The organism is Pseudomonas sp. BJa3 (genome assembly GCF_026343815.1).
In the GTDB taxonomy this organism is placed as follows: domain Bacteria; phylum Pseudomonadota; class Gammaproteobacteria; order Pseudomonadales; family Pseudomonadaceae; genus Aquipseudomonas; species Aquipseudomonas soli.
In genome coordinates this window covers 97,207-118,939 of record NZ_JAOXMC010000014.1, presented here as the reverse complement: position 1 = coordinate 118,939, position 21,733 = coordinate 97,207, and the positions used below count along the sequence as shown (strand labels likewise).

20 protein-coding genes and 1 pseudogene are annotated in these 21,733 nt (G+C 65.6%); 13 read left to right on the top strand and 8 right to left on the bottom strand.

Annotated features, from left to right (window positions below; genetic code table 11):
• The first annotated feature begins 2 nt into the window (after window positions 1-2).
• The 4 genes from pdeM to OH705_RS18445 all read left to right on the top strand — a co-directional run bounded on the left by pdeM (window position 3) and on the right by OH705_RS18445 (window position 4,169).
• Window positions 3-683 carry a ligase-associated DNA damage response endonuclease PdeM gene (pdeM, locus tag OH705_RS18460; RefSeq protein ID WP_104443915.1) on the top strand — a complete coding sequence of 227 codons (681 nt, stop codon included), beginning with the start codon at window positions 3-5 and terminating at the stop codon, window positions 681-683.
• Between the two features lie 366 nt (window positions 684-1,049).
• Complete coding sequence (cprA, locus tag OH705_RS18455) at window positions 1,050-2,207, top strand: cationic peptide resistance protein CprA (protein ID WP_094012156.1); 1,158 nt, start codon at window positions 1,050-1,052, stop codon at window positions 2,205-2,207.
• 267 nt (window positions 2,208-2,474) lie between these two features.
• Window positions 2,475-3,773 (top strand): NAD(P)/FAD-dependent oxidoreductase, encoded by a 1,299-nt coding sequence (locus OH705_RS18450; protein WP_046855715.1) that lies wholly within the window; start codon window positions 2,475-2,477, stop codon window positions 3,771-3,773.
• Between the two features lie 30 nt (window positions 3,774-3,803).
• On the top strand, window positions 3,804-4,169 hold the full coding sequence (locus OH705_RS18445; protein WP_023631207.1) for a cupin domain-containing protein: 366 nt from the start codon (window positions 3,804-3,806) through the stop codon (window positions 4,167-4,169).
• An 84-nt stretch (window positions 4,170-4,253) separates the two neighbouring features.
• On the opposite strand, the gene feaR is transcribed toward OH705_RS18445, so the two are convergent.
• The 5 genes and pseudogenes from feaR to OH705_RS18420 form a co-directional block, all read right to left on the bottom strand.
• Complete coding sequence (gene feaR, locus OH705_RS18440) at window positions 4,254-5,219, bottom strand: transcriptional regulator FeaR (protein WP_267302715.1); 966 nt, start codon at window positions 5,217-5,219, stop codon at window positions 4,254-4,256.
• A 166-nt stretch (window positions 5,220-5,385) separates the two neighbouring features.
• Window positions 5,386-5,949, bottom strand: a complete 564-nt coding sequence (locus OH705_RS18435) for a DUF3156 family protein (RefSeq protein WP_094012154.1) — start codon at window positions 5,947-5,949, stop codon at window positions 5,386-5,388.
• Window positions 5,930-7,429, bottom strand: a complete 1,500-nt coding sequence (locus OH705_RS18430; protein ID WP_267302714.1) for an APC family permease — start codon at window positions 7,427-7,429, stop codon at window positions 5,930-5,932. Before OH705_RS18430 ends, OH705_RS18435 begins: the two co-directional genes overlap by 20 nt.
• A 224-nt stretch (window positions 7,430-7,653) precedes the next feature.
• A pseudogene (locus tag OH705_RS18425) lies at window positions 7,654-8,163 on the bottom strand (flavin reductase family protein); the annotation flags it as partial.
• A gap of 70 nt (window positions 8,164-8,233) precedes the next feature.
• Window positions 8,234-9,403: a p-hydroxyphenylacetate 3-hydroxylase oxygenase component gene (locus tag OH705_RS18420; RefSeq protein WP_267302713.1), complete on the bottom strand. Its 1,170-nt coding sequence runs from the start codon at window positions 9,401-9,403 to the stop codon at window positions 8,234-8,236.
• Between the two features lie 243 nt (window positions 9,404-9,646).
• Here OH705_RS18420 and OH705_RS18415 point away from each other — a divergent pair, with 243 nt between their 5' ends.
• The 5 genes from OH705_RS18415 (at window position 9,647) to OH705_RS18395 (ending at window position 15,074) form a co-directional block, all read left to right on the top strand.
• On the top strand, window positions 9,647-11,134 hold the full coding sequence (locus OH705_RS18415; protein ID WP_263160227.1) for an aldehyde dehydrogenase family protein: 1,488 nt from the start codon (window positions 9,647-9,649) through the stop codon (window positions 11,132-11,134).
• A 114-nt stretch (window positions 11,135-11,248) separates the two neighbouring features.
• On the top strand, window positions 11,249-12,067 hold the full coding sequence (locus tag OH705_RS18410; protein ID WP_038706079.1) for a molybdenum cofactor biosynthesis F family protein: 819 nt from the start codon (window positions 11,249-11,251) through the stop codon (window positions 12,065-12,067).
• Complete coding sequence (locus OH705_RS18405; RefSeq protein ID WP_267302712.1) at window positions 12,064-12,855, top strand: SDR family NAD(P)-dependent oxidoreductase; 792 nt, start codon at window positions 12,064-12,066, stop codon at window positions 12,853-12,855. The genes OH705_RS18410 and OH705_RS18405 overlap by 4 nt, the downstream gene beginning before the upstream one ends.
• A complete protein-coding gene (locus OH705_RS18400) occupies window positions 12,852-13,619 on the top strand; it encodes an SDR family oxidoreductase (protein WP_038706078.1) in 768 nt (255 codons plus the stop codon). Before OH705_RS18405 ends, OH705_RS18400 begins: the two co-directional genes overlap by 4 nt.
• Before the next feature lie 168 nt (window positions 13,620-13,787).
• On the top strand, window positions 13,788-15,074 hold the full coding sequence (locus OH705_RS18395) for a hypothetical protein (RefSeq protein WP_267302736.1): 1,287 nt from the start codon (window positions 13,788-13,790) through the stop codon (window positions 15,072-15,074).
• 78 nt (window positions 15,075-15,152) lie between these two features.
• Here the strand turns inward: OH705_RS18395 and OH705_RS18390 are convergent, their stop codons facing one another.
• Window positions 15,153-16,031 (bottom strand): Dyp-type peroxidase, encoded by an 879-nt coding sequence (locus OH705_RS18390; protein ID WP_094012150.1) that lies wholly within the window; start codon window positions 16,029-16,031, stop codon window positions 15,153-15,155.
• Window positions 16,032-16,204: 173 nt separating this feature from the next.
• On the opposite strand from OH705_RS18390, the gene OH705_RS18385 reads away from it, so the two are divergent.
• A complete protein-coding gene (locus OH705_RS18385; RefSeq protein ID WP_031315900.1) occupies window positions 16,205-17,095 on the top strand; it encodes a bile acid:sodium symporter family protein in 891 nt (296 codons plus the stop codon).
• A 72-nt stretch (window positions 17,096-17,167) separates the two neighbouring features.
• Here the strand turns inward: OH705_RS18385 and OH705_RS18380 are convergent, their stop codons facing one another.
• Window positions 17,168-17,854 carry an RHS repeat-associated core domain-containing protein gene (locus OH705_RS18380; protein ID WP_232888226.1) on the bottom strand — a complete coding sequence of 229 codons (687 nt, stop codon included), beginning with the start codon at window positions 17,852-17,854 and terminating at the stop codon, window positions 17,168-17,170.
• A 112-nt stretch (window positions 17,855-17,966) separates the two neighbouring features.
• Window positions 17,967-18,986 carry a LacI family DNA-binding transcriptional regulator gene (locus OH705_RS18375; RefSeq protein ID WP_267302711.1) on the bottom strand — a complete coding sequence of 340 codons (1,020 nt, stop codon included), beginning with the start codon at window positions 18,984-18,986 and terminating at the stop codon, window positions 17,967-17,969.
• Window positions 18,987-19,193: 207 nt separating this feature from the next.
• Between OH705_RS18375 and OH705_RS18370 the strand changes: the two genes are divergently transcribed.
• The 3 genes from OH705_RS18370 to OH705_RS18360 all read left to right on the top strand — a co-directional run bounded on the left by OH705_RS18370 (window position 19,194) and on the right by OH705_RS18360 (window position 21,608).
• The gene (locus OH705_RS18370) at window positions 19,194-19,733 is read left to right on the top strand and encodes a gluconokinase (protein WP_267302710.1); all 540 of its coding nucleotides are present in this window, start codon (window positions 19,194-19,196) and stop codon (window positions 19,731-19,733) included.
• A 114-nt stretch (window positions 19,734-19,847) separates the two neighbouring features.
• Window positions 19,848-21,200, top strand: coding sequence for a GntP family permease (locus OH705_RS18365; RefSeq protein WP_038706074.1), 1,353 nt, complete (start codon window positions 19,848-19,850; stop codon window positions 21,198-21,200).
• Between the two features lie 108 nt (window positions 21,201-21,308).
• Window positions 21,309-21,608 (top strand): hypothetical protein, encoded by a 300-nt coding sequence (locus OH705_RS18360; protein ID WP_023632980.1) that lies wholly within the window; start codon window positions 21,309-21,311, stop codon window positions 21,606-21,608.
• The last annotated feature ends 125 nt before the right edge of the window (window positions 21,609-21,733 follow it).

Below are 21,733 nucleotides of genomic sequence, written 5' to 3'. Positions count from 1 at the left end.
CCATGGCCAGCCCCCCTCCTTCGCACATCAGCGTAAAGGTGGCCGGCACCGAACTCTGCCTGCTGGCGGAAAAAGCCCTATGGTGGTCAGAGCGGCGGACCCTGCTGATCGCCGACCTGCATCTGGGCAAGGCCGCCGGCTACCGGGCACTGGGCCAGCCGGTGCCCAGTGGCACCACCGCCTGCAACCTGCAGCGCCTGGATGCCCTGCTGCAGCGCTTTGCCTGCCAGCACCTGGTATTTCTCGGCGACTTCCTGCACAGCGCCAAAGGCAGGACCCCGCAAACCCTGGCGGCCCTTGCCGAGTGGCGCACCCGCCATGCGGCGCTGCCCATCACTTTGGTGCGTGGCAACCATGACCGGCATGCCGGTGATCCGCCGGCCGGGCTGGGCATCGAGGTGGTGGCCGAGCCGCTGGCGCTCGGCCCGTTCGCCCTGCACCACGAGCCCTGCACGCACCCGCAGCGGCATGTACTGGCGGGCCATGTGCATCCGGCGTACCGCCTGCGCGGCCGTGGCCGCCAACAGGTGCGCCTGCCTTGTTTCCTGGTCGGCGAGCACCTGACCTTGTTGCCGTCGTTCGGCAGCTTCACCGGCGCGATGACGCTGCAGCCGGGAACGGGTCAGCGGGTCTATGTCATCGGTGATGGAGGGATCTGGGAAGTGCCCGAACAATTGAAGTGATACGAACAATTAACCGCATGCAAATTTAAATATATTTACACATTCGATACAGCTGCTTACACCTGCTCATGGCCCATTAAAATTGTTTCACCAAAAACCTGCATAACCGTGCCAACAGTTAATTGAAATAACCCTCGCCCCGCCAGACAATAACTCGCCGCCCTGCTCTTCGCCGCTATCTGCCTGCGCGGTGCAGGGCCATGATTCCCATGCGACGCGCTTTCCGAGGTGATATCGGCTCACGCCATGTTTATCAAAAACCCAATAGCTCCGGACTTGAATTAGTCGCACGAGCAAACTTTTCACGTAACTTTCACACCCATTCCAAAGAATGAAGCACTGGCAAATTACTTGCCGAGGAAACCTATGAACACCCCCGCCATTCATACGCCCACCCTCCCGTGTCCAGCCCAGGAGCGTATTCTGCTGACCGGTGCCACAGGTTTTCTCGGTGGCGCCGTCGCCGCACAGATGATCGCCGAAGGGCATGCCGAGGCCCTGTGCTTCCTCGTTCGCGCCGACAACCCGGCGCAGGGCCTGCAACGCCTGCGCGACAACCTGCGCCAGCACGGTGTCGGCGACAGCCAGAGCCAGGCCCTGAGCGAAGCGCAGATCCTCTGCGGCGACTTCCTCGACACTGCCTGGCTGGCTCGCGAGACCCCGCGCCTGATGCAGGTCGACCGGGTGATCAACTGCGCCGCCGTGGCCTCGTTCTCGAAGAACCCCAATATCTGGCCGGTAAACGTCGAGGGCACCTACGCCTTTGCCCAGGTGCTGAGCCGCTCAAGTCGTCTCAAGCGTTTCCTCCACGTCGGCACCGCCATGTGCTGCGGCCCGCAGCGCGAGTCGCCGATCAGCGAATCGTGGGAGTTCCCCGAGGCCGCGCAGCAACTGGTGGACTACACCGCCTCGAAGGCAGAGATCGAACGGCGCATGCGTGAAGAGCTGCCCAGCCTGCCGCTGGTGGTGGCGCGGCCATCCATCGTGGTCGGCCACCGCAGCCTCGGCTGCCAGGCCTCGGGCAGCATCTTCTGGGTGTTCCGCATGGGCTTCGCCCTGGAAAGCTTCACCTGCGGCCTGGACGAGCAGATCGACGTGATCCCGGTGGACTACTGCGCCGAGGCGCTGATCGGCCTGGCGCTCAAGCCACTCCTGGGTCATGACCTCTACCATATCTCCGCCGGCCATCATTCGGCCTGCACTTTCGCCGAGATCGACCAGGCCTTCGCCTTGGCCAATGGCGCGGAGCCGGTGGGCGAGCGCTATCGCAAGGTCGAGGCGGACGACCTCAAATCGCTCGCCAGCCATTTCGAAACCCGCATCGGCCCGGCCAACCCACGGCTGGTGCTGCGCGCACTGCGCCTGTACAGCGGCTTCGCCGACCTCAACTACCTGTTCGACAACAGCCGCCTGCTGGAAGAAGGCATTGCCATGCCGCCACGCTTCACCGACTACCTGGACGTCTGCGTCAAGTCGTCCAGCGGTGTGAGCATCGCCACGCAGATGCAGTGGGATTTCAAGTAAGCGCCATTTGGCGTCTACAGGCAAGCAACCACAGAGGGTGATTTACTTAACATATTCATGAGGCGCATGATCACCACTTCTCCCGTGGAGGTCATGCTGCCGCCGTATGCCTACGGTGTTGGACGCGATGGACAACTTGGCAGCCTGAAGCAAAACCCTGGCAGTCCCAGGCAAGACACCTACCTGTCGTTAGGTGCTCAATACCTGCAACCGCCAGCGCTTGTGCAAGCCGTGCTGTCCAATAATTCCAACTGTCCAGGCTGCGCCATGATCAACATCGAAACGCCGACGTACTACACCGCCACCAAGAAGTACAACCTCAGCTTCCCCACCCTGGAAAGCGACATCGAAGCCGATGTCGTGGTGATCGGCGGCGGTTTCTCGGGCATCAACACCGCCCTGGAACTGGCCGAGCAAGGCATCACCAATGTCGTCGTGCTCGAGGCCCGCTACCTGGGCTTCGGCGGCACCGGGCGCAATGGCGGGCAGATCATGGCCGGCATCGGCCACGACCTGGAGAAGATCAAGAGCAGTGTGGGCGATCAAGGCCTGCGCGAGATCTTCGAGATCAGCGAGCTGGGCGCCGGCATCATCAAGGCGCGCATCGCCCGCTACCAGATCGACGCCGACTTCTGCCACGGCTACGGCTACATGGGCTTCAACGCCCGCCAGGAAAAGACCCTGCGCGCTTGGGAGAAAGACTTCAAAGCCATCAACGGCAAGGACGAGATCCGCTTCCTCGGCGGCTCGGAGGTCAGGCAGATCATCGGCTCCGACGCCTACAGCAGCGCCCTGCTGCACATGGGCGGAGGCCACGTGCATTCGCTGAACCTGCTGCTTGGCGAGGCCCAGGCCCTGGTCGGCCACGGTGCGCGGATCTTTGAGCACAGCCCGGCGCTGGAGGTGCACTACGGCGAGCGCATCACCGTGCGCACCGGGCGCGGCTCGGTCAAGGCCAGCAAGCTGCTGTGGGCCTGCGACAGCTTCCTCAACAAGCTCGAACCCGAACTGCATGCGCGCACCGTCAACACCTATGCCTTCCAGTTGATGACCGAGCCACTATCGGACGAGCTCATCCAGCGCATCAGCCCGATCCGCGGCGCCTACAGCGATATCCGCCCGGTGATCGACTACTACCGCGTCACCCGCGAGAACCGCCTGCTGTTCGGTGCCGCCACGCCGTTCGTGGAGCACATCCCCAAGGACCTCAAGGCCTGGAACCGCAACCTGATGCTGAAGATCTTCCCCTACCTCAAGGACGTGCGCATCGACCTGGCCTGGGGCGGGCCGATGGCCACCAGCGCCAACCTGTTCCCGCAGATCGGCACCCTCAGCAACCGCCCCAACGCCTTCTACGTGCAGGGCTACTCGGGCTTCGGCGTCACCCCCAGCCACATCATCTGCAAGATCCTCGCCGAGGGCATGAGCGAAGGCTCGGCCCGCTACGACCTGATCAGTTCGGTCAAGCACGCGCGCATCCTCGGCAAGGACCATATCCGCCCTCTGCTGCTGACCGCAGGCAAGACCGTGCATCAGCTGTCGGGCTTCTTCAACGGTCGCCGTTGATTCCTTTTGAACAAGACCAGGAGAACCACCATGACCCTCACCGCCGTCCGCCAGGGTGTGCAACTGTCCGAACTCGACGCCTGGGGCACCGTTGCCGACCTTGGCTCGACCATCCTCGAAGGCGAGGTCAAGTGCTACGGCAAGATGACACACGGCGCCCCGACCGACCCGGTCAGCAGCGCCTATTTCGGCACCACCCAGGGCAAGTTCCGCATGGTCTATCCGTTCAGCGAGCAGGCGGTGATCGTGACCGGCGAGATTCAGCTGACCGATGAATCCACCGGGCAGGTGACGCGCTACAAAGCGGGTGATGCCTGGTTCGTGACCAAGGGCACGCCGGTGCTGTGGGAGGTGCTGAGCGAGACCTTTGTGAAGCATTACCTTGCGCTAGCCTGATTACATCCTCACGACCGCTTCGCCGGCAAGCTGGCTTCCACAGGGAACGCATAACCTGTGGGAGCCGGCTTGCCGGCGAAACTTTTAGCGCCCTGCCGTCAACGCCATGGCCCTGAAATCCTTAGGCGACTGCTCGAACTGCTTCTTGAACGCCCGGCTGAAATGCGCCGAGTCGGTGAAGCCCCACTTGTAGGCGATCGAGGTGATCGACTCGCGCTTGAGGAACGGGTTGGACAGATCATCGGCGCTGCGCTTGAGCCGCGAGCGCTGGATATACCGACACACGCTATCGCCCTCCTCTTCGAACAACCGGTACAGGTGGCGCACCGAAATGCTCAGGCGCTCCGCCAGGTTCGCCGGGGTCAACCCAGGCTGGCCCAGCGACTCGTCGATGACCTTCTGCACATAGCCGCGCAGGCTGACACCGCCGAGCCCGGCCAGCGAGCCGGGGTTGTCATCAGCGTGCTCGAAGCCCGGCTCCAGCAGGGCGATGAACGCGGCCTGCAGCGCCTCGCCCTGGGTTGCCCCGGCCTCGTCGCCTTCACGGCACAGCTGGTCCATCAGCAGGTGCAGCATGCGCCCGCAGGCGTTGGTCGAAGAGATCTTGCCGAAGGTCGCGCCCTGCTTCGCAAGATGCTTGCGCACCTGCTCGCGGGACAGTGACAGCGAAATATGCTCGATCAGGCCGAATGGAGTGATCTCGCACGGGCCCACCGAATCCATCAACAGCAGCTCGCCTGGCGAAAGCTGGATGCTCGCGCCGCCCTGGGTGATTTGCGAGTAGCCCATGCGCTGGCTGACCAGGAAGCAATGCTGGTCGTCGTCACGGTCGGGGTTGTCGCCCAGGCGGCGGATATTGCCAGCGTTGGTGCGCAGGTTGGCCAGGGCCAGACCGGCGCGGTTGAAGGTGGTGATCTCGCCAATGAACAGCGAGCGGTTGAAGGCAAGCTCGGTCCGGAACTGGCCGCAGACCTTCTGCATGGCCGTCGTCCAGCGCTCCAGGCTGTCCTGGGCCGGGCTTGCGCTGTGCACTGAAGCGGGCTGGGGCATGGCGACCTCCACAGCAACGGTTGTTGTTATGGGGTAATTGTTAACATGTTATCTATGAGCATACAACTGTCATCACTTGCAGGAGCGGCTTCAGCCGCGATGCAGGTGTCGCGGTGCCTGGCACCCGCTTTGCGGGTGATCGCGGCTAAAGCCGCTCCTACAGGATTCAGAGGTCGCGCAGGGTGTACGCCAACCCGTCGAACGCCAGCCAGAGATGGTGGCGCTGTTCGGTTGTGAGGGGAATGTAACGGCGCAGCGCCGGCATCCGGTTGACCACCTCGCTGGCGCCCATGTGCTCCAGGGTCACCCGCCACTGGCCGTCATTGCAGTCGATGGCCAATCGCTTGAAGTCCAAGGGCATCAGGACGGTCTGCACCTCTACCAGGCGCGCCTCGAGCGCTTTGAACAATAGCGGATCACCGCCGCGCAGGCGACAGCCCAGCCCGCTGCGCCGCAGCATGCCGGTGTGGTGCAGTTCGGCGCGCAGCGTGCCCTGGCCACTGGCTGGCACGCGCAGGATGAATTCGCACATCACCAGGTGCATCAGCAGGTGGCTTTCGGTGCGCTCACGCACCTCGATACGCGGACCATCCTCGCGGTAGGTAAAGGATGCTGCGGATTGCAAATCCGCCAATCCGAGGTTGCGCCCCAGACGCGCCAGGGTCGCCCCAGGCCGATACCCTGCCGGAGCGCGTGGCCCGCTCAGGCGCTCAAGCCAGCTTGCCGACATGGCGCACCTGCTCGCTATGAGGTTGACCGGGCTCAGCGGCGAATTCCTTCTCCAGCACATCCTCGACCCTGGCAGGCCGGAACGGGTTGACCTTCTGCACGCACAACGTCCAGAACAGCGCGTAGACGGCGGTGGCGCCAAGCATCACGGCGAACGGCACATACACATCGGCCGGGTTCATGCCCGGCGGGGTGATGAACCACATGCCCAGCAGGATGCCGATGCTGGAGACGATCTGCGGCAGCGGGAACAGCGGCGAGCGATAGGCCCGCGGCAGGTCCGGGCGACGGATGCGCAGGATCACCACCGACAGGGTCACCAGCAGGTACGCGGTGCTCCAGGCGCATACCGCCGCCAACACCAGGTGCAGAATGTTGTCGGTGTTGCCCCCCAGGTACCAGGCATGCAGGCAGGGGATCAGCGCCACTACCAGGATGCACAGCAGCGGGGTCTTGAAGCGCGGGTGCAGGTAGGTGAACACCTTGGGCAATGCCCCATCCACCGCCATGCCGTAGAGAATCCGCGGCACCCCGGCCATCAGCGTGTTGATGGTGGCAGCGCCGGCGAAGAGGAAGCCGATGCCCAGCCACACCGGGCCGATATCGCCCATCACCTGCTCGGCGAAACGCGGGATGGCCATGGGGGTGTCCAGCAGGTGCACGCCGCTGGCGGCATCGAGCACCACGTTTTCCACCTGCCGCTTCATCGCCGCGCCATAGATGAACATGCAACTGGCCACGCCGAACAACCCCAGCGCCATGGCCTTGGGCATCACCCAGGCCGAACGGCGCAATTCCGGGGCCAAGGGGGTGACGAACTCGCAACCGACGAACATGAACATGGCCATGCCCACCAGCGACAGGATGGTCATCAGGTCGGTGCCGACCAGCGACACGCCGAACGGCCCTTCCAGCTCGACGGCGGGCGCGGCGATCAGGCCGAGCACGCCGAACACCATCAGCGTGGTCCACATGCCGAAGGTCAGCACCACCTCGGCGCGACCGAAGGCGCTCACGCCAAAGGCGTTGAGCACGCCGAACACCAGCACGAAACCCACCCCCAGCAGCCAGGAGCCGCCGGCCGACTCGGCCAGGGTGTTGAGATGTTCGAAGTTCACCAGGGCCATGACCCCGGAAAGGATGGTCTCGGCGGTGCCGGCGAATACATGCACGATCAGGTACGCCGACAGGGTGCCGGTGATGGCGAAGAAGCGGCCCAGGCCGCAGTTGATGTAGTCGTAGACGGAGCCGGTGGTGGGCAGGATCGCCGCCGCCTCGGCGAAGGTGATCGATTGCGCCAGCATCATCACTGCGGCGATCAGCATGGCCACGGCGAAGGCGCTGCCGCCGATGCCGAAGCCCATGGTCGCGGTGAGGATCACCGGGCTGGCCATGATCAGGCCGACGGTGCTGGCCAGCGCGGTGGGGAAGCCGACGCTGCCGCGGTTCAGGTGCTCGGTGAGCTTATTATTGGTTGTCATGGGTGGGCCCTGGGTGGACGAGAGAAAGATGACCGCTTACCCGGCGCGCCGCAAGTGCTGTCGTGCGCCGGGTCTGCCCCGTCACTTTGCGGCCTCCACCCAGGCAGGTCTTGCCACTGCCTGCCGCTAACCTTGATCCGTGTTGCCAGGTGCCAGGCGATAGCCTTGCAGCGCTCGATTTCACAGGCACTGCAACACTGGCGTCGAACACCTCGACGCAGTTACCCCTGCACGCAGCGATCCATCAGCTCATGCGGCAGGACCCTGGAATAGGCGCCTTGGTGATAGAGCAGCGGCGGCCCCCCGAGGTCGTCGAAGGCTAGCACCCGGCCAATGAGAATCCAGTGGTCACCGCCATCGATCTGCTGGAACTTTTCACAGCGAAAACGCGCCGAGCAACCTCGCAACAATGGCGCGCCGCCCTCGCCGGTCTCGTGCTCTATTCCGGCAAAGCGGTCTTCGCTGGGGCGGGCGAAGGTGTTGGACAGGTCGACCTGGTCGGCTGCCAGCACATTCACGGCAAAGTGCCCGGCAGCCTCGAACACCGCATGGCTGCTGGAGCGCTTGTCGATGCTCCAGAGCACCAGCGGTGGTTCGAGGGAAACCGAATTGAAGCTGTTGGCGGTGACCCCGACCTTGCGCCCCGAGGGGTCGCTGGCGGTGATCACGGTTACGCCGGTGGCGAAGTTGCCCAGGGCGCGGCGAAAGGCGCGGCTATCGAAGGGAATGGACATGCAAGGCTCCATCATGGTTGTTGGGCTGGGTCGCACCCACAGTGCTCCAGCGATGTTCATCGGTTGAAGCTCAGGTCATCGCCGGATCCGGCTCCAGCCCCATCAGCTCACGGCCAAGGATATGCGCGCAGACGTCATAGTCGGTGTAGGCATGCGCCCCGGTCATGTGCGCATCGCGGAACAGCCGCTGCAGCTCGTTACCCTCAAACCAGGCGCCACCACCGGCCGCCTCCATCAGCCGATCCACGGCCTGGATGCACAGCTTGACCGCGTAGCCCTGGTTGGTGCGCCAGTAGGCCAGCTCCGTGCGCGTCGGGTACTGACGGCGGGTGCTGTACTCGGCGATCTGCTCCCAGCTTTTTTCCAGCAGCGCCCGCGCCGCGGCCACCTGGTGGGTGGACTCGGCCAGGCGCATCAGCGCCGGGGTGGCCGCGCCGACGGCGGCGCCGGTATAGGCGCGTACGCGGTTGCGGGTCTTGTCCCTGAAGACCTCGAGCATGCGCTCGGCGATGCCCAGGCTGACCGTGGAGAAGCCGCTGGCGAAGTACGGTCGGTACGGGTTGAAGTAGATCGCACTGTCCGGGTACAGCCCGAAGCCCGCCGACTGGCCCTCCATCATGTCCCGGGCCTTCTGGATGCGGTGTTCGGGCACGAAGGCGCGCTCGACGATCAGCGTGCGGCTACCACTGGCGCGCATGCCGGCGGCAAACCAGTCGTCGCGGATCTGGTAGTCGCTGCGCGGCAGCACGGCGAAGCAGTAGTCCTGGCCGCCTTCAGGGTTGCTCCGGCGAAAGCCCATGATCGCCCACTCGGCGTGGTCGCAGCCGCTGCTCCAGCCCATCTCGCCACTGAACAGCACGCCGCCCTCGACTTCCTCGGTACGCCCGAACGGGGCGATGCTGCTACTGGCGGTGGCGTCCGGATCGTGGCCCCAGATCTCGTCCTGCAGGCGTGCCGGGAACATCGCCAGCTGGTGGCTGTGGGTGCACAGCAGGCTCATCGCCCAGGCGGTGCTGGCACAGGCGCCGGCCAGCGCGGCGATGCATTCGGCGAACTGCGGCAGGCTGATTTCCAGGCCGCCGTAATGTCTGGGCAGGAATGCCTTGTGCAGGCCGATGGCCTTGAGCGCGGCGATGTTTTCGGCGGGCACGCTGCGCTCGCGCTCGGCCTGGTCGGCGCGGGCGGCGATGGCCGGCAACAGGGGTTTGAGGTCTTCGAGCAGGGAGTTTGGCTTTTTCATGGTCTGGCTCATTGTTATTGGACCCTGGCGAACGGTGCCTGGAAGCGGGAGTTCGCTGATGAATGCCGGGTCAGTATGGGAGCGGTGGACGAGGCGGAAAATGCAACTTCCGCACCTCGGATTGCACTTTTCATGGGCCTGGCAGGCTGCGTCATGGTGGCTGGCATGGGCAGACAAGAACGCCGGTTTGCCACGCTCTAACCTGCGCAAATCGGGCCGCTGCGGCCCATCCGGAGCCCTGTCATGAGCGATATCCCCCTCCTCCCCAGCGTCAGCGCCTTCCTCGCCCGTGACCACGGCCTGTACATCCACGGCGCAACGGTGACCAGCCAATCCGGTGCCCGCATCACCGTGCACAACCCGGCCAACGGCGAAGCCATCGCCCAGGTCGCCGACGCCAACCTGGCCGATGTCGAGCGCGCCATCGCATCGTCACGTCAGGGGTTTGCCAGCTGGTCGCGCACCAGTCCCGCCGCCCGCGCCACAGTGCTGTTGCGCCTGGCCGACCTGCTGGAGGCCAACCGCGAGGAGCTGGCCCAGCTGGAAACCCTGCAATCGGGCAAGCTGATCGGCATCGCCCGCGCCTTCGAGGTGGAGCAGGCCGCGCACTTCCTGCGCTATTACGCCGGCTGGGCCACCAAGATCACCGGCCAGACCATCACCCCATCGCTGCCCTCCTTCGCCGGCGAGCGCTACAGCGCCTTTACCCTGCGCGAGCCGGTGGGGGTGGTGGTGGGCATCGTGCCGTGGAACTTCGCCACCATGATCGCCCTGTGGAAGCTGGCCTCGGCATTGACCACCGGCTGCAGCATCGTGCTCAAGCCCAGCGAGTTCACCCCGCTGACCCTGCTGCGCATCGCCGAACTGGCCAGCGAGGCCGGCCTGCCTCCGGGCGCCCTCAACGTACTGACCGGCGGTGGCCAGGTGGGCAAGGCGCTGGTCGAGCACCCCGGCACCGACAAGGTGTCGTTCACCGGCTCAGTGCCCACCGGCATCGCCGTCGGCCAGGCGGCCATGGGCGCCCGGCTGACCCGGGCTACCCTGGAACTGGGCGGCAAGAACGCCGTGGCGTTCCTGCCCGATGTCGTCGTCGACAAGGCGGTGGACGGCATCATCGAGGCCGGCTTCCTGCATTCCGGGCAGATCTGCGCCGCAGGTGAGCGTTTCTACGTGCACCGCTCACGCCTTGACCCGTTGCTCGAGGCCCTGTCCCAACGCCTGGGCCAACTGAAGATAGGTTCGCCCCTGGACGAAACCACCCAGTTCGGCCCTGTAGCCAACAAACCGCACCAGCAGAAGCTTGGCGAGCTGTTCGCCACCGCCCGCGCCGAAGGTAACCGCATCGTCCATGGCGGCCGCCTTGGCGAAGGCCCGGGCTGCTTCGTCGAGCCCACTGTCATTCTCGCCAACAGCGCGAGCGACACCCTGCTCAACCAGGAAACCTTCGGCCCGGTGGCGACCTTCCTGCCCTATGACCATGAGGACGAACTGATCCACCTGATGAACGCCTCGCCCTACGGCCTGAGCGCAAGCCTGTGGACCAACGACCTGGGCAAGGCCATGCGCCTGATCCCGGAAATCCAGGCCGGTACCCTGTGGGTCAACATGCACACCCTGCTCGACCCGGCGGTGCCGTTCGGCGGCATCAAGGCGTCCGGCATCGGCCGCGAGTTCGGCTCGGCCTTCATCGACGACTTCACCGAGCTGAAGTCGGTGATGATCCGCTACTGACCATCACCAGCGCCAACCACGACCTAGGCCGCTACTGCCTGCAGGTGCCCGGCGTAGCTGGCGGCGTTCTACCGCGTAAATGCCGGGCAGCATCCCAACACAGGAGTCAACGACATGCCGAAGCAAACCGACTGGATCACCGTGGGCGCCCTCGCCGAAGGCTTCGCACCCGAGGCCTTCATCCTGCCGCAACTGGCCGACCTGTCCGGGCGCTCGCTCACCCTGCACTTCGCCAATGGCTGGATCATCGAGCACCGCTTCGACAGCGAGCGCCTGCACTGGCACGCGGCGGACGGCCACAGCAGCGGCAGCGCCGACTACCGAGCCACTTCGGTGCGCCCCGGTATCTACCTGGTCGACTTCATCAAGCACGAGGCCGGCCAGGCCTGGTCGGTGTCGCTGGTGCTCGACACTCTCGAGCAGGCCTTCACCGCCGTGCTCGGCCGCCTGCCCGACCAGGCCCGCACCCAGCGCGGCTTGTACGCCCTGGCCTTGGCCGGCGAAGCACTGACCGGCGTCGAAGCCAGCTTCCTGCACGGCAGCATCGACCGCCCCTGGCAGGCCGGCGCCTGCCCCCACGCGCCGACCACCGAGCTGGTTGGCCTGCGTAACCACTACCGCTACAGCCCCACCGAGGAGTACGAGCACATCTACCTCAATGCCGACTACTACAGCTGGCAGTGCCTCAAGGGTGTCGAACAGGGCCTGTGCGACACCGACCGGGCGTACTACTACAAGATCGCCGAGCAGCTGTACCTGTTCGTCTGGTGCGAGAAGATCGTGCCCACCCTGGGCCTGGTGATGATCGACCTGGCGCGGCACCGCAGCGACGGCAAGATCTTCGGCTACCAGGGCGGCGGCTTCGATGCGCTGGCCAACTTCCCGGTGTCGTCCCACTGCCGGGTGCTCAACCGCACGGAGCATGCGCAGTGAGCCGCAGCGTGCTGGTCACCGGGGCCGGCAGCGGCATCGGAGAAGCCTGCGCCCTGCGCCTGGCCCGCCAGGGCTGGCAGGTGGCACTGGTGGGCCGCCGCCGTGAGGCACTCGAGCGCGTCGCGCGGCAGTGCGATGGCCTGGTGCTGGCCGGCGATGCCGCGGACAGTGCCAGCTGGGTAGGTTTCATCGAGCAGGTACGCACGCGCTTCGGCGGCCTCGATGCGGTGATTGCCTGCGCCGGCGGCCACGGCCTGGGCGCGGCCGAGCAGACCAGCGACAGCGCCTGGCGCGAGGCTATGCGTAGCAACCTCGACAGCGCCTTCCACACTGCCCGGGCATGCCTGCCGTTGCTGCGCGAGCGGCGTGGCAGCCTGGTGCTGCTGGGCTCCATCGCCGCGCTGGGCGCCGGGCCCGAGGTGTGCGGCTACACCACCGCCAAGCATGCCCTGGTCGGACTAACCCGCTCACTGGCCCGCGACTACGGACCGTTCGGCGTGCGAGTCAACTGCGTCTGTCCGGGCTGGGTGCGCACGCCCATGGCGGATAAGGAGATGCAGGCGTTGATGGACCACCACCAGGAGGACCTTGATGGCGCCTACCGCCGGGTCACCGCCGACGTACCGCTGCGCCGCCCGGCCAGCAGTGATGAAATAGCCGCCGTGTGCCAGTTCCTGGTCGGCGCCGAGGCCAGCATCGTCACCGGCGCGGTGATCGCCGCCGACGGCGGCTCGACCGTGGTCGACGTGCCGACCCTGGCCTTCACCCACCTGGAGCCGTCGGCATGAACGCGCGCTACGACTTCGAGGGACGCACCGTGCTGGTCACCGGCGCGGCGGGCGGGATCGGTCAGGCCATCGTCGAGGGTTTCGCCCGAGGCGGTGCCCAGGTGATGGCCGTGGACCTCGATTCGCCAGCACTCAGGCGCCTGGTGGACGCACAACGGGCCCTGGGTCACGACGTGCGGGGGGAAACGCTGGACCTGGCCGACCCCGTTGCGATCGACACCTTGCTAGCCAAGCTGGAACGCCTGGATGTGCTGGTGCACAACGCCGCGTACTTCCCGCTTACCACGTTCGCCGAGATCGACCCGGCGCTGCTGCAACGGACCCTGGCGGTGAACCTGGGGGCGTTGTTCTGGCTCACTCAAGGCGCCTTGCCGCTATTCCGCCGCCAAGGTGGCGGCTGCGTGCTGGCTACCTCCTCGGTGACCGGCCCGCGGGTGGCCTATCCGGGCCTGAGCCATTACGCCGCGTCCAAGGCCGGGGTCAACGGCTTCATCCGCAACGCCGCACTGGAACTGGCGCAGTTCAATGTACGGGTCAACGGCGTGGAACCGGGGATGGTGCGCACCCCGGCCATGGGCAACCTCGGCGATACCCAGTTAAACGCCCGGATCGCCGCGGGCGTGCCCTTGGGGCGACTGGGGGAACCCGCCGATATCGCTGCCGCGATGCTGTTCCTGGCCTCCGACGCCGCCCGCTACATCACCGGCCAGACCCTTGTGGTCGACGGTGGCGCCACCCTGCCGGAGACCGCCGCGCGCCTGTGATGGCGGCGACATGCAAGAGCGCTGGCAGCCACGGGCAAGACCACCGCCAGCGTTCCACGCGCTAATAGCCCGTCACCTTTCGACACTGCCTCCACAACAACGCGGCACTCAAGACCGCACACAAAAAACGAGGATCGATCCATGCGTCTCACTCCACGTCGCACCGCAATGGCCACGGCACTGACCCTGCTGGTCCATGGCCAGGCCAGCCCGGCCTACGAACTGTATACCGACGACGACAGCCACCTGAACGCCGATCTGCTCGCGGTCTGGGGCATGTTCAACAGCCGCCACAACTACGATGGCACCCCCGGTGGCTCGACATGGCGCGAAGGTTTCATCAAGTACGGCCTCAGCGGCGACCAGGGCCTGGCCGGCAACGGCAGCCTGTATGGCGCCCTCAACTGGGTCAGCTCAGGCGCCTGGGGCGACGGCGACGCCGGCGGCAACCAGGACGGCTCCGAACGCACCACCAAGATCGAGGACGCCTACCTGGGCTGGCGCTCGGGCGACCTGTTCCCGTTGCTGGGCAAGGATGGCGTGGACCTGTCCGGCGGCCGCCAGGTGATCCGCCTGGGCAGCGGCTTCCTGATCAACGACGACGGCCCCAACCTGGGCAAGGGCCCGGCCGACGGCCAGCTCAACCGTGGCGGCGGCTTCTATCTGGGCGCGCGCCACGCCTTCGACCGCACCGCGGTGCTGCGCCTGGGCGGCCAGGAGGGGCTGCATGGCAGTGTGCTGTGGCTCAAGTCCGACAACCGCGCACAGGCCGAAACCGAGCTGGCGGCCGGCACCCTGGACTACACCCATGACCTGGGTACCCTGGGCCTGACCTATATCCACGGCATCGACGTGACCGACCAGTGGGCCAGCGAGTTCCAGAAGGCCCGCGAAGGCATGGATGTATACAGCCTGCGGGGTGAAGGCAGTGCGGGCCTGGCGAACACCCGGCTGGCCTTCGAATATGCCTGGCAGGACAAGCGCGGCGGGCATGAGACGGCCTGGTACGGCGAAGCGGCCTACACCTTCGCCGACACCCCTTGGGCGCCGCAGCTGACCTACCGCTACACCCGCTACTCCGCAGGCTGGGACCTGCTGTTCACAGGGCTTTCCAGCGGCTATGGCACCTGGATCCAGGGCGAGGTCGCCGGCAACTACGCCGGGCCGTTCAACACCAACAGCGGCATCCACCATGTCGGTCTGAAGGCCACGCCACGGGACAATCTGACCCTCGGCGCGCTGTTCTTCGACTTCGACACAGTGCGTAGCCGCGACACCTTGAACCTCGATGCGCAGGAGCTGGACCTGTATGTGGAATGGGCGGTCAACGAGCACCTGATCGTCACCCCGCTGCTGGGGCTGTTCAAACCGCGCAAGGATGAAAGCAATGGCGGCAACCAGGTGGGCAGCGGGACCAACGTCTACAGCCAACTGACGGTGGCGGTGCCGTTCTGAGTCATCGCGGGGCAAGCCCACGCTGATGGGCATCAGGCCCGAGACGTGGAAGCAGGCTTGCCCCGCGATGAGGACCTGTCAGCCCAGCAACAGACGCAGGTCTGCGCCCTGCTCACCCAGCGGCGGGCACCAGTAATACCCGCCACTCAACGGCCGGCTGAAGCGGTACAGGCCATCGACCACGCCATCCTCCAGCCCGCTCATGCGCCGCAGCTGCACCTCGAAGGCGTCCAGCGAGAAGCCCAGGGCGACGAACGCCAGGCCCGCGCCGCGCTCATCGGTCCAGGCCACCGAGCGCCGCACCACGAACGCTTCGGGCGCGAAGCTCTCCTGGGCGGTGCGCTTGACGTGGGCGGATTCGGGCGCGTCGTCGAGCTCTTCGTTGTCGCTCAGGCGGCGACCGATGATGTTGTCCTGCTCGGCCTGGGGCAGCGACTTGAAGTAGCCCAGGTCGTGCTTCCACAGCTGGAAGGCGGCGAAGCTCGAACCCGACAGGCCGGGGATGTCGCCCGGCACAATGGCGGCGGCGACGGCGTCTGCGTCCACCGGGTTCTCGGTGCCGTCTTCGTAGCCGGTCAGGTCATGGCCGCCGCGGTGCAGGAAGCCGTCGACGCTGTCGACCAGGCGCAGGGCCGGCGCCAGCGTCTGCTGCAGTGCCTGGGCGCGCAGGAACAGCTCGCCGCGCTCGGCACCGCGCAGCCACAGCCACAGGGCGTGCTGGGTCGCCGGGTTCTCCACCACCGCGTCCAGTTGCGGGAAACTGCGCAGGCCCGGCACCTCACGACCCAGGGCCTTGGCCAGCGGCGCGCCGACGGCCAGGATCAGGCTGTGGCCATCGACTTGCGGCAACAGTTGGTCAAGAACGGCGGGCAGCGCTTCCAGGGAATCGAGGGCAAAGAACAGGTGACGGGCGTGGGCCGGCACCGGGGTGGCAAGCAGACCTTGCTGGAACGGCATGACGGGCTAATCCTCGGCAAAAGCGCGAATGCTACTGCCACAGGCCCGGCATCGCAACACGACATGGCGTCATCAGGCCAGTAACAAACGGTTACCAAGATCGTCCAGACACGATTAGCTATCATTGCGCACCCACCTACACTCCTCGGGATCCTTCGCCCAAGAGACCGCCCATGACCGCCTCCCCCTTGCTCACCGCCCTCCTGCCGCTGGCCCTGGGCATCATCATGCTCGGCCTGGGGCTTTCGCTGACCCTCGCCGACTTCGCCCGGGTGGTGAAGTACCCCAAGCCGGTGGTGATCGGCCTGGCCTGCCAGATCCTGCTGCTGCCACTGGTGTGCTTCCTGATAGCCAACGGCTTTGGCCTTGAGTCGGCATTGGCGGTGGGCCTGATGCTGCTGGCCGCCTCGCCCGGCGGCACCACGGCCAACCTGTTCAGCCACCTGGCCCACGGCGACGTGGCGCTGAACATCACCCTCACCGCGGTCAACTCGCTGATCGCCATCCTCACCATGCCGCTGCTGGTGAACCTGTCGCTGATGTGGTTCATGGCATCGGACCAGGCCATTCCCCTGCAATTCGCCAAGGTCATGCAGGTGTTCGCCATCGTCCTGCTGCCGGTGGCCCTGGGCATGCTGATCCGTTACTGGGCGCCGCGCTTCTCCGCGCGAATGCAGAAGCCGATGAAGATCGTCGCGGCGCTGTTCCTGGCTTTCACCATCGTCCTGGCCCTGGCCAAGGACTGGCAGACCGTAGTCGAGTACGCGCCGATCGTCGGTGGCGCCGCGTTGCTGTTCAACCTGCTCAGCCTTGGCGTGGGTTACTGGGTGCCACGCCTGTTGAACATCCCGAAACGCCAGGCGATCGCCATCGGCATGGAGATCGGCATCCACAACGGCACCCTGGCCATCGCGCTGGCCCTGAGCCCGTCGCTGCTGAACAACGCGACCATGGCGGTGCCGGCGGCGATCTACAGCCTGATCATGTTCTTCACCGCGGCGGGGTTCGGCTGGTGGGTCAGCCGCGGGCAAGCACTGGAGAACGTGGCAGAGCAGCCATCGTGAGTCGAGCGCTGCCCTGCGCCTTCTGCAACTGGAGGTCGAAGGTTTGTTCTCCAGGTCGGAGTGCTCTCCGTTTTATGTACTGTCGCCCCGTAGCTTGTTGCGTGTGTCTGACGGCGACTGGCCGTCAGCTGGGCCGTTAGGTGCACCAGCGTGGGGGGCGGCAGGCACGGAAGGGGCCGTCACTTGGTCTGGCACGGACGGTGTTGGGCGCAGCCAGTCATATACCCAATAGACGGGAGCAACAGGCCCGTACTTGATTGCCATCTTGCCGGTTTGCTTGACTACAGCCCACCGGTTCGACCAGGTCGGTTTTTTGAGCACCTCTACAAACAGTTTTGCAAAGGTGGTGGCATCCTCGACCAGCGCCAGTTTTTTGCGTACGAATTTCTTCACTAACAGCCATCCGCCAGTCGGGTTACGCTTTTTCCCAGGCGCATGCCCCGAAGGGTCGACGCTGTTGATCGGGTCACCCGCACAGTAAGCATAGGCGTTCAAACCACCCTCACCAAACGGGCTCAAGCCGTCTGGCGAGGTGAAGCGCAGCAGTGTCGGACTGTATGTCCGATAGCCATTACCCAGCAGATAGTTGCCGGACAACTTCTCTGGGGCCTGGCCATTGAAGCGCAGGAACGGACTGACCGGCCGAGTCCTGGCATCATGGCCGTGCACGGTATAGGCCAGCACCGACTGACCTGTTTCACCTTGGGCGCGCAGCACCGAGCCATGGGCATCCGTGTACAGCAATCGAGAGTGGGGCACGGCCTGTCCTCTGCCGGAAAGCCACAGCGTCCTGCTTCTGGCGACCGACCACAACTGACATTTTTGCCAGGTGGGCGCCGCACGCTAGGTGACAGCCAACGCTGCGCCGGCCTTAGGAACTCTCGCGCACCATCAGCTCGAACCCCAGGTCCTGCTGACCGGTAGCCACCCGCTTGCCATCGAGCAACGCCAGCAGCGCCTGAGCAGCACCACGCCCGACCGCCGCGCGCGGGGTGCGGATCGAGGTCAGGCGTGGGACCATGTGCGCCGAGGCCGGCAGGTCGTTGAAACCGACCATAGCCACCCGGCGCGGCACTTCGATGCCTTCGCGCAACGCCTGCAGCACCGCGCCCTGGGCCAGGTCGTCGTTGCAGAAGAAGATGCCGTCGACATCCGGCGCCTTCGCCAGCAGGCGGCTGAACAGCGTGCCGCCCAGACCGATGGACGAGGGTTGCGGGTCGAGCACTTCGAGCTCGGGGGCTTGCAGACCGGCCTCGGCGAGGGCCTGACGGAAGCCTTCGGCGCGCTGCATTACCCGAGGGTCGAGTTGCGCGGCGATGAACCCCAGGCGTCGGCGGCCACGCTCGATCAGGTGCCGCGCCGCGGCGCGTCCGGCCGCATGCTGGGAGAATCCTACCGACAAGGCATCGCCCTCGCCGCCCAGCTCCATCATGTGCACGCACGGTACCTGGCTCGCGGCCAGCATCTGCCGCGAGGCCTCGCTGCGCTCGAAGCCGGTGAGCAGCACGCCGCAGGGCTGGTAGGCCAGGTAGTTGCGGATCAGGTTCTCTTCCTCGGCGATATCGTAGTGATAGTTGCCAATGAGCACTTCCAGGCCGCGGGGGCGCATCACCTCGTGAATGGCCTCGAGGGTGTCGATGAACAGCTGGTTGGACAACGAGGGGATCAACACCACCACCGACTGGCTGCGCGCCGACGCCAGGGCGCGGGCCGCCGGGTTGGCGACATAGCCAAGGCTCGCCGCCGCGGCCATGACCTTCTGCGCCAGCTCCGGTGCGACCGTACTGACGCCACGCAGGGCGCGGGAGGCGGTGATGGGGGAAACCCCGGAAAGCCTGGCGACTTCAGCCAGGGTGGGACGACCGGTAGTACGCGAGCCAGTACGGGACATGAGTATTGTAATTTTACTGCTTGCAGGAATGGGGAACGGTCACTAAGGTAGCGCTGTCTCTGGATGCAGGCAATGCAATCTTGGTAGCAGGCATGCGTTCAGCGTCCATACTGCCAAAGACAAGATCAATAACACCCGGGAGGGTGGCGCAGGATTTTCGGCTCGTCCCGACCGAGACAGCGCTATCTCACCCAGCAGGAGGTACAGATGAACCCTTCCCTGTCCGCGATCGTGGTCATGGGCGTGGCCGGCTGCGGTAAAAGCAGCGTCGGCGCCGCCATTGCCACCCGCAGCGGCGGCCGCCTGATCGAAGGCGATGCCTTCCACCCCGCCGCCAACATCGCCAAGATGAGCGCCGGCATTCCCCTGAACGACGACGACCGTGCCGGTTGGCTGGTGCGCCTGGGTGAAGAGCTGCAGGCCAGCCTCGCCGCCGGCGAACGCCCGATCCTCACCTGCTCGGCCCTCAAGCGCCGCTATCGGGACACCCTGCGCCTGGCCGTGCCCGAGCTGTGCTTCGTGTTTCTCGAGCTGACCCCGCAAGAAGCCGAGAAACGCGTCCTGGCGCGCCCCGGTCACTTCATGCCGGCCAGCCTGATCGACAGCCAGTTCGCAGCGCTGGAGCCGCCGCACGCAGAGCCCCTGACCCTGGCCCTGGACGCCACCCGCCCGCTGCCTACGCTGGCCGAGGACGTGCACCAGTGGCTAAAGCCTTGCGGTGAGCAGGCGCTGGCGCGGACTGCCTGATCCGGCGGTTTTTCCGGCTCACCAAAGACAGCGCTGTCTCCATGCCTTCGCAGGCGCAATGACGCAAGACACGCGATACCAAAACAACAACGAAAAGACCGAGGTTCACGAACCATGTTCGGACTGGCTACCGATACCTTCCTGCTGCTTGACGCGCTGGTCACCATCGTCGGGCTCATCCTGCTGATCACCCATTTCAAGGTCCACCCCTTCGTCGCCCTCACCATAGCCGCGGGCTTCCTCGGCCTGACCTCCGGCATGCCGGTGGCCAAGGTGATGAAGTCGTTCCAGGACGGCTTCGGCGGCGTGCTCGGCTTCGTCGGCATTGTCCTGGCCCTGGGCACCATGCTCGGCAAGCTGATGGCCGACTCCGGCGGCGCCGACCAGATCGCCCAGACCCTGATCCGCGCCTTCGGCAAGCAGAAGGTGCATTGGGCAATGATGTTCGCCGCCTTCCTGGTGGGCATCCCGCTGTTCTTCGAGATCGGCTTCGTACTGCTGATCCCGCTGGTGTTCATCGTCGCCCGCCGCTCCGGCGTGTCGCTGGTGAAGATCGGCATCCCGCTGCTGGCGGGCCTGTCGGTGGTGCACGGCCTGGTGCCACCGCACCCGGGGCCGTTGCTGGCGATCGGCATCTTCCATGCCGACATCGGCAAGACCATCTTCTATGGCCTGCTGGTGGCCCTGCCCACTGCGGTGATTGCCGGCCCGCTGTTCGGTAATTTCATCTCGCGCTATATCCCTGGCAACCCGTCCCAGGAGCTGATGGACCAGATCGCTCGCGAGTCGAACCAGCAGAACCTGCCCAGCTTCAGCGTGACCCTGATCACCGTGCTGCTGCCGGTGGTGCTGATGCTGCTCAAGACCTTCGCCGACGTGGTACTGCCAGCCGAGCACATCGTGCGCCAGTGGATGGACCTGATCGGCCACCCTATCACCGCCCTGCTCGCTGCCCTGCTGCTGGCCTTCTACACCTTCGGTTCGGCCCGTGGCTTCAACCGCCAGCAGATCATGAAGATGCTCGACCAGAGCCTGGCCCCCACCGCCGCCATCGTGCTGATCGTCGGCGCCGGCGGCGGCTTCAAGCAGATGCTGGTGGACACCGGCGTGGGCAACGTGATCGGACAGATGGCGGTGCAGGCCGAGATCTCGCCGATCATGCTGGCCTGGCTGGTGGCGGCGGTGATCCGCATCGCCACTGGCTCGGCCACGGTGGCCACCATCACCGGTGCCGGCATCGTCGCCCCGGTGATCGACCTGGTGCCGGGGGTCAACCGCGAACTGCTGGTGCTGGCCACCGGCGCCGGCTCGTTGATCCTGTCCCACGTCAACGACGCCGGTTTCTGGCTGGTCAAGCAGTACTTCAACATGACCGTGGCCGAGACCTTCAAGACCTGGAGCATGATGGAAACCATCCTCTCGGTGGTCGGCATCATCTTCATCATGTTGCTGTCGATGGTGGTGTGACCGTTGGTCGCCGTGATGGCACCTTGCTGATGGGGTCATGGCCCAAATGAGAACAAGGCCCTGCGCAGGCAGGGCCGACTTCTTGTCATCGCAAAGGAGCTTGCCCGCATGAAACATTCCTTCCTGCTTGCCGCCCTGCTCGCCTCGCCCCTGGCCTTCGCCGCCGGTACCGGCGCCACCTACCCTGACGACCCGCACAACCCGGCGCCCAAGCCCGGCGTGGATAGCACCCTCAACCCGATTGAAAAGCCCATGCCACGGGATACCGACCCGCGGATCAAGGGCAATGACCCGGACAGCCCGCCGGCCGAGCAGAACAATGATCGCGACCTGCCGGGGATGGGGGACAGCGGCTCGGAGGGGATGGGGCGTGAAGGCGGAGGGTCGGGCAACGGCGGTAAGCCCTAAGCTTTGTGAAACCAGGCGTTACTCAGCACAGTACGATCCAGCCGGCTCCCACAGGGACCGCGCAATTGCTGAATTCTGCGCTGTACCTGTGGGAGCCGGCTTGCCGGCGATGGGCTGCATGGCAG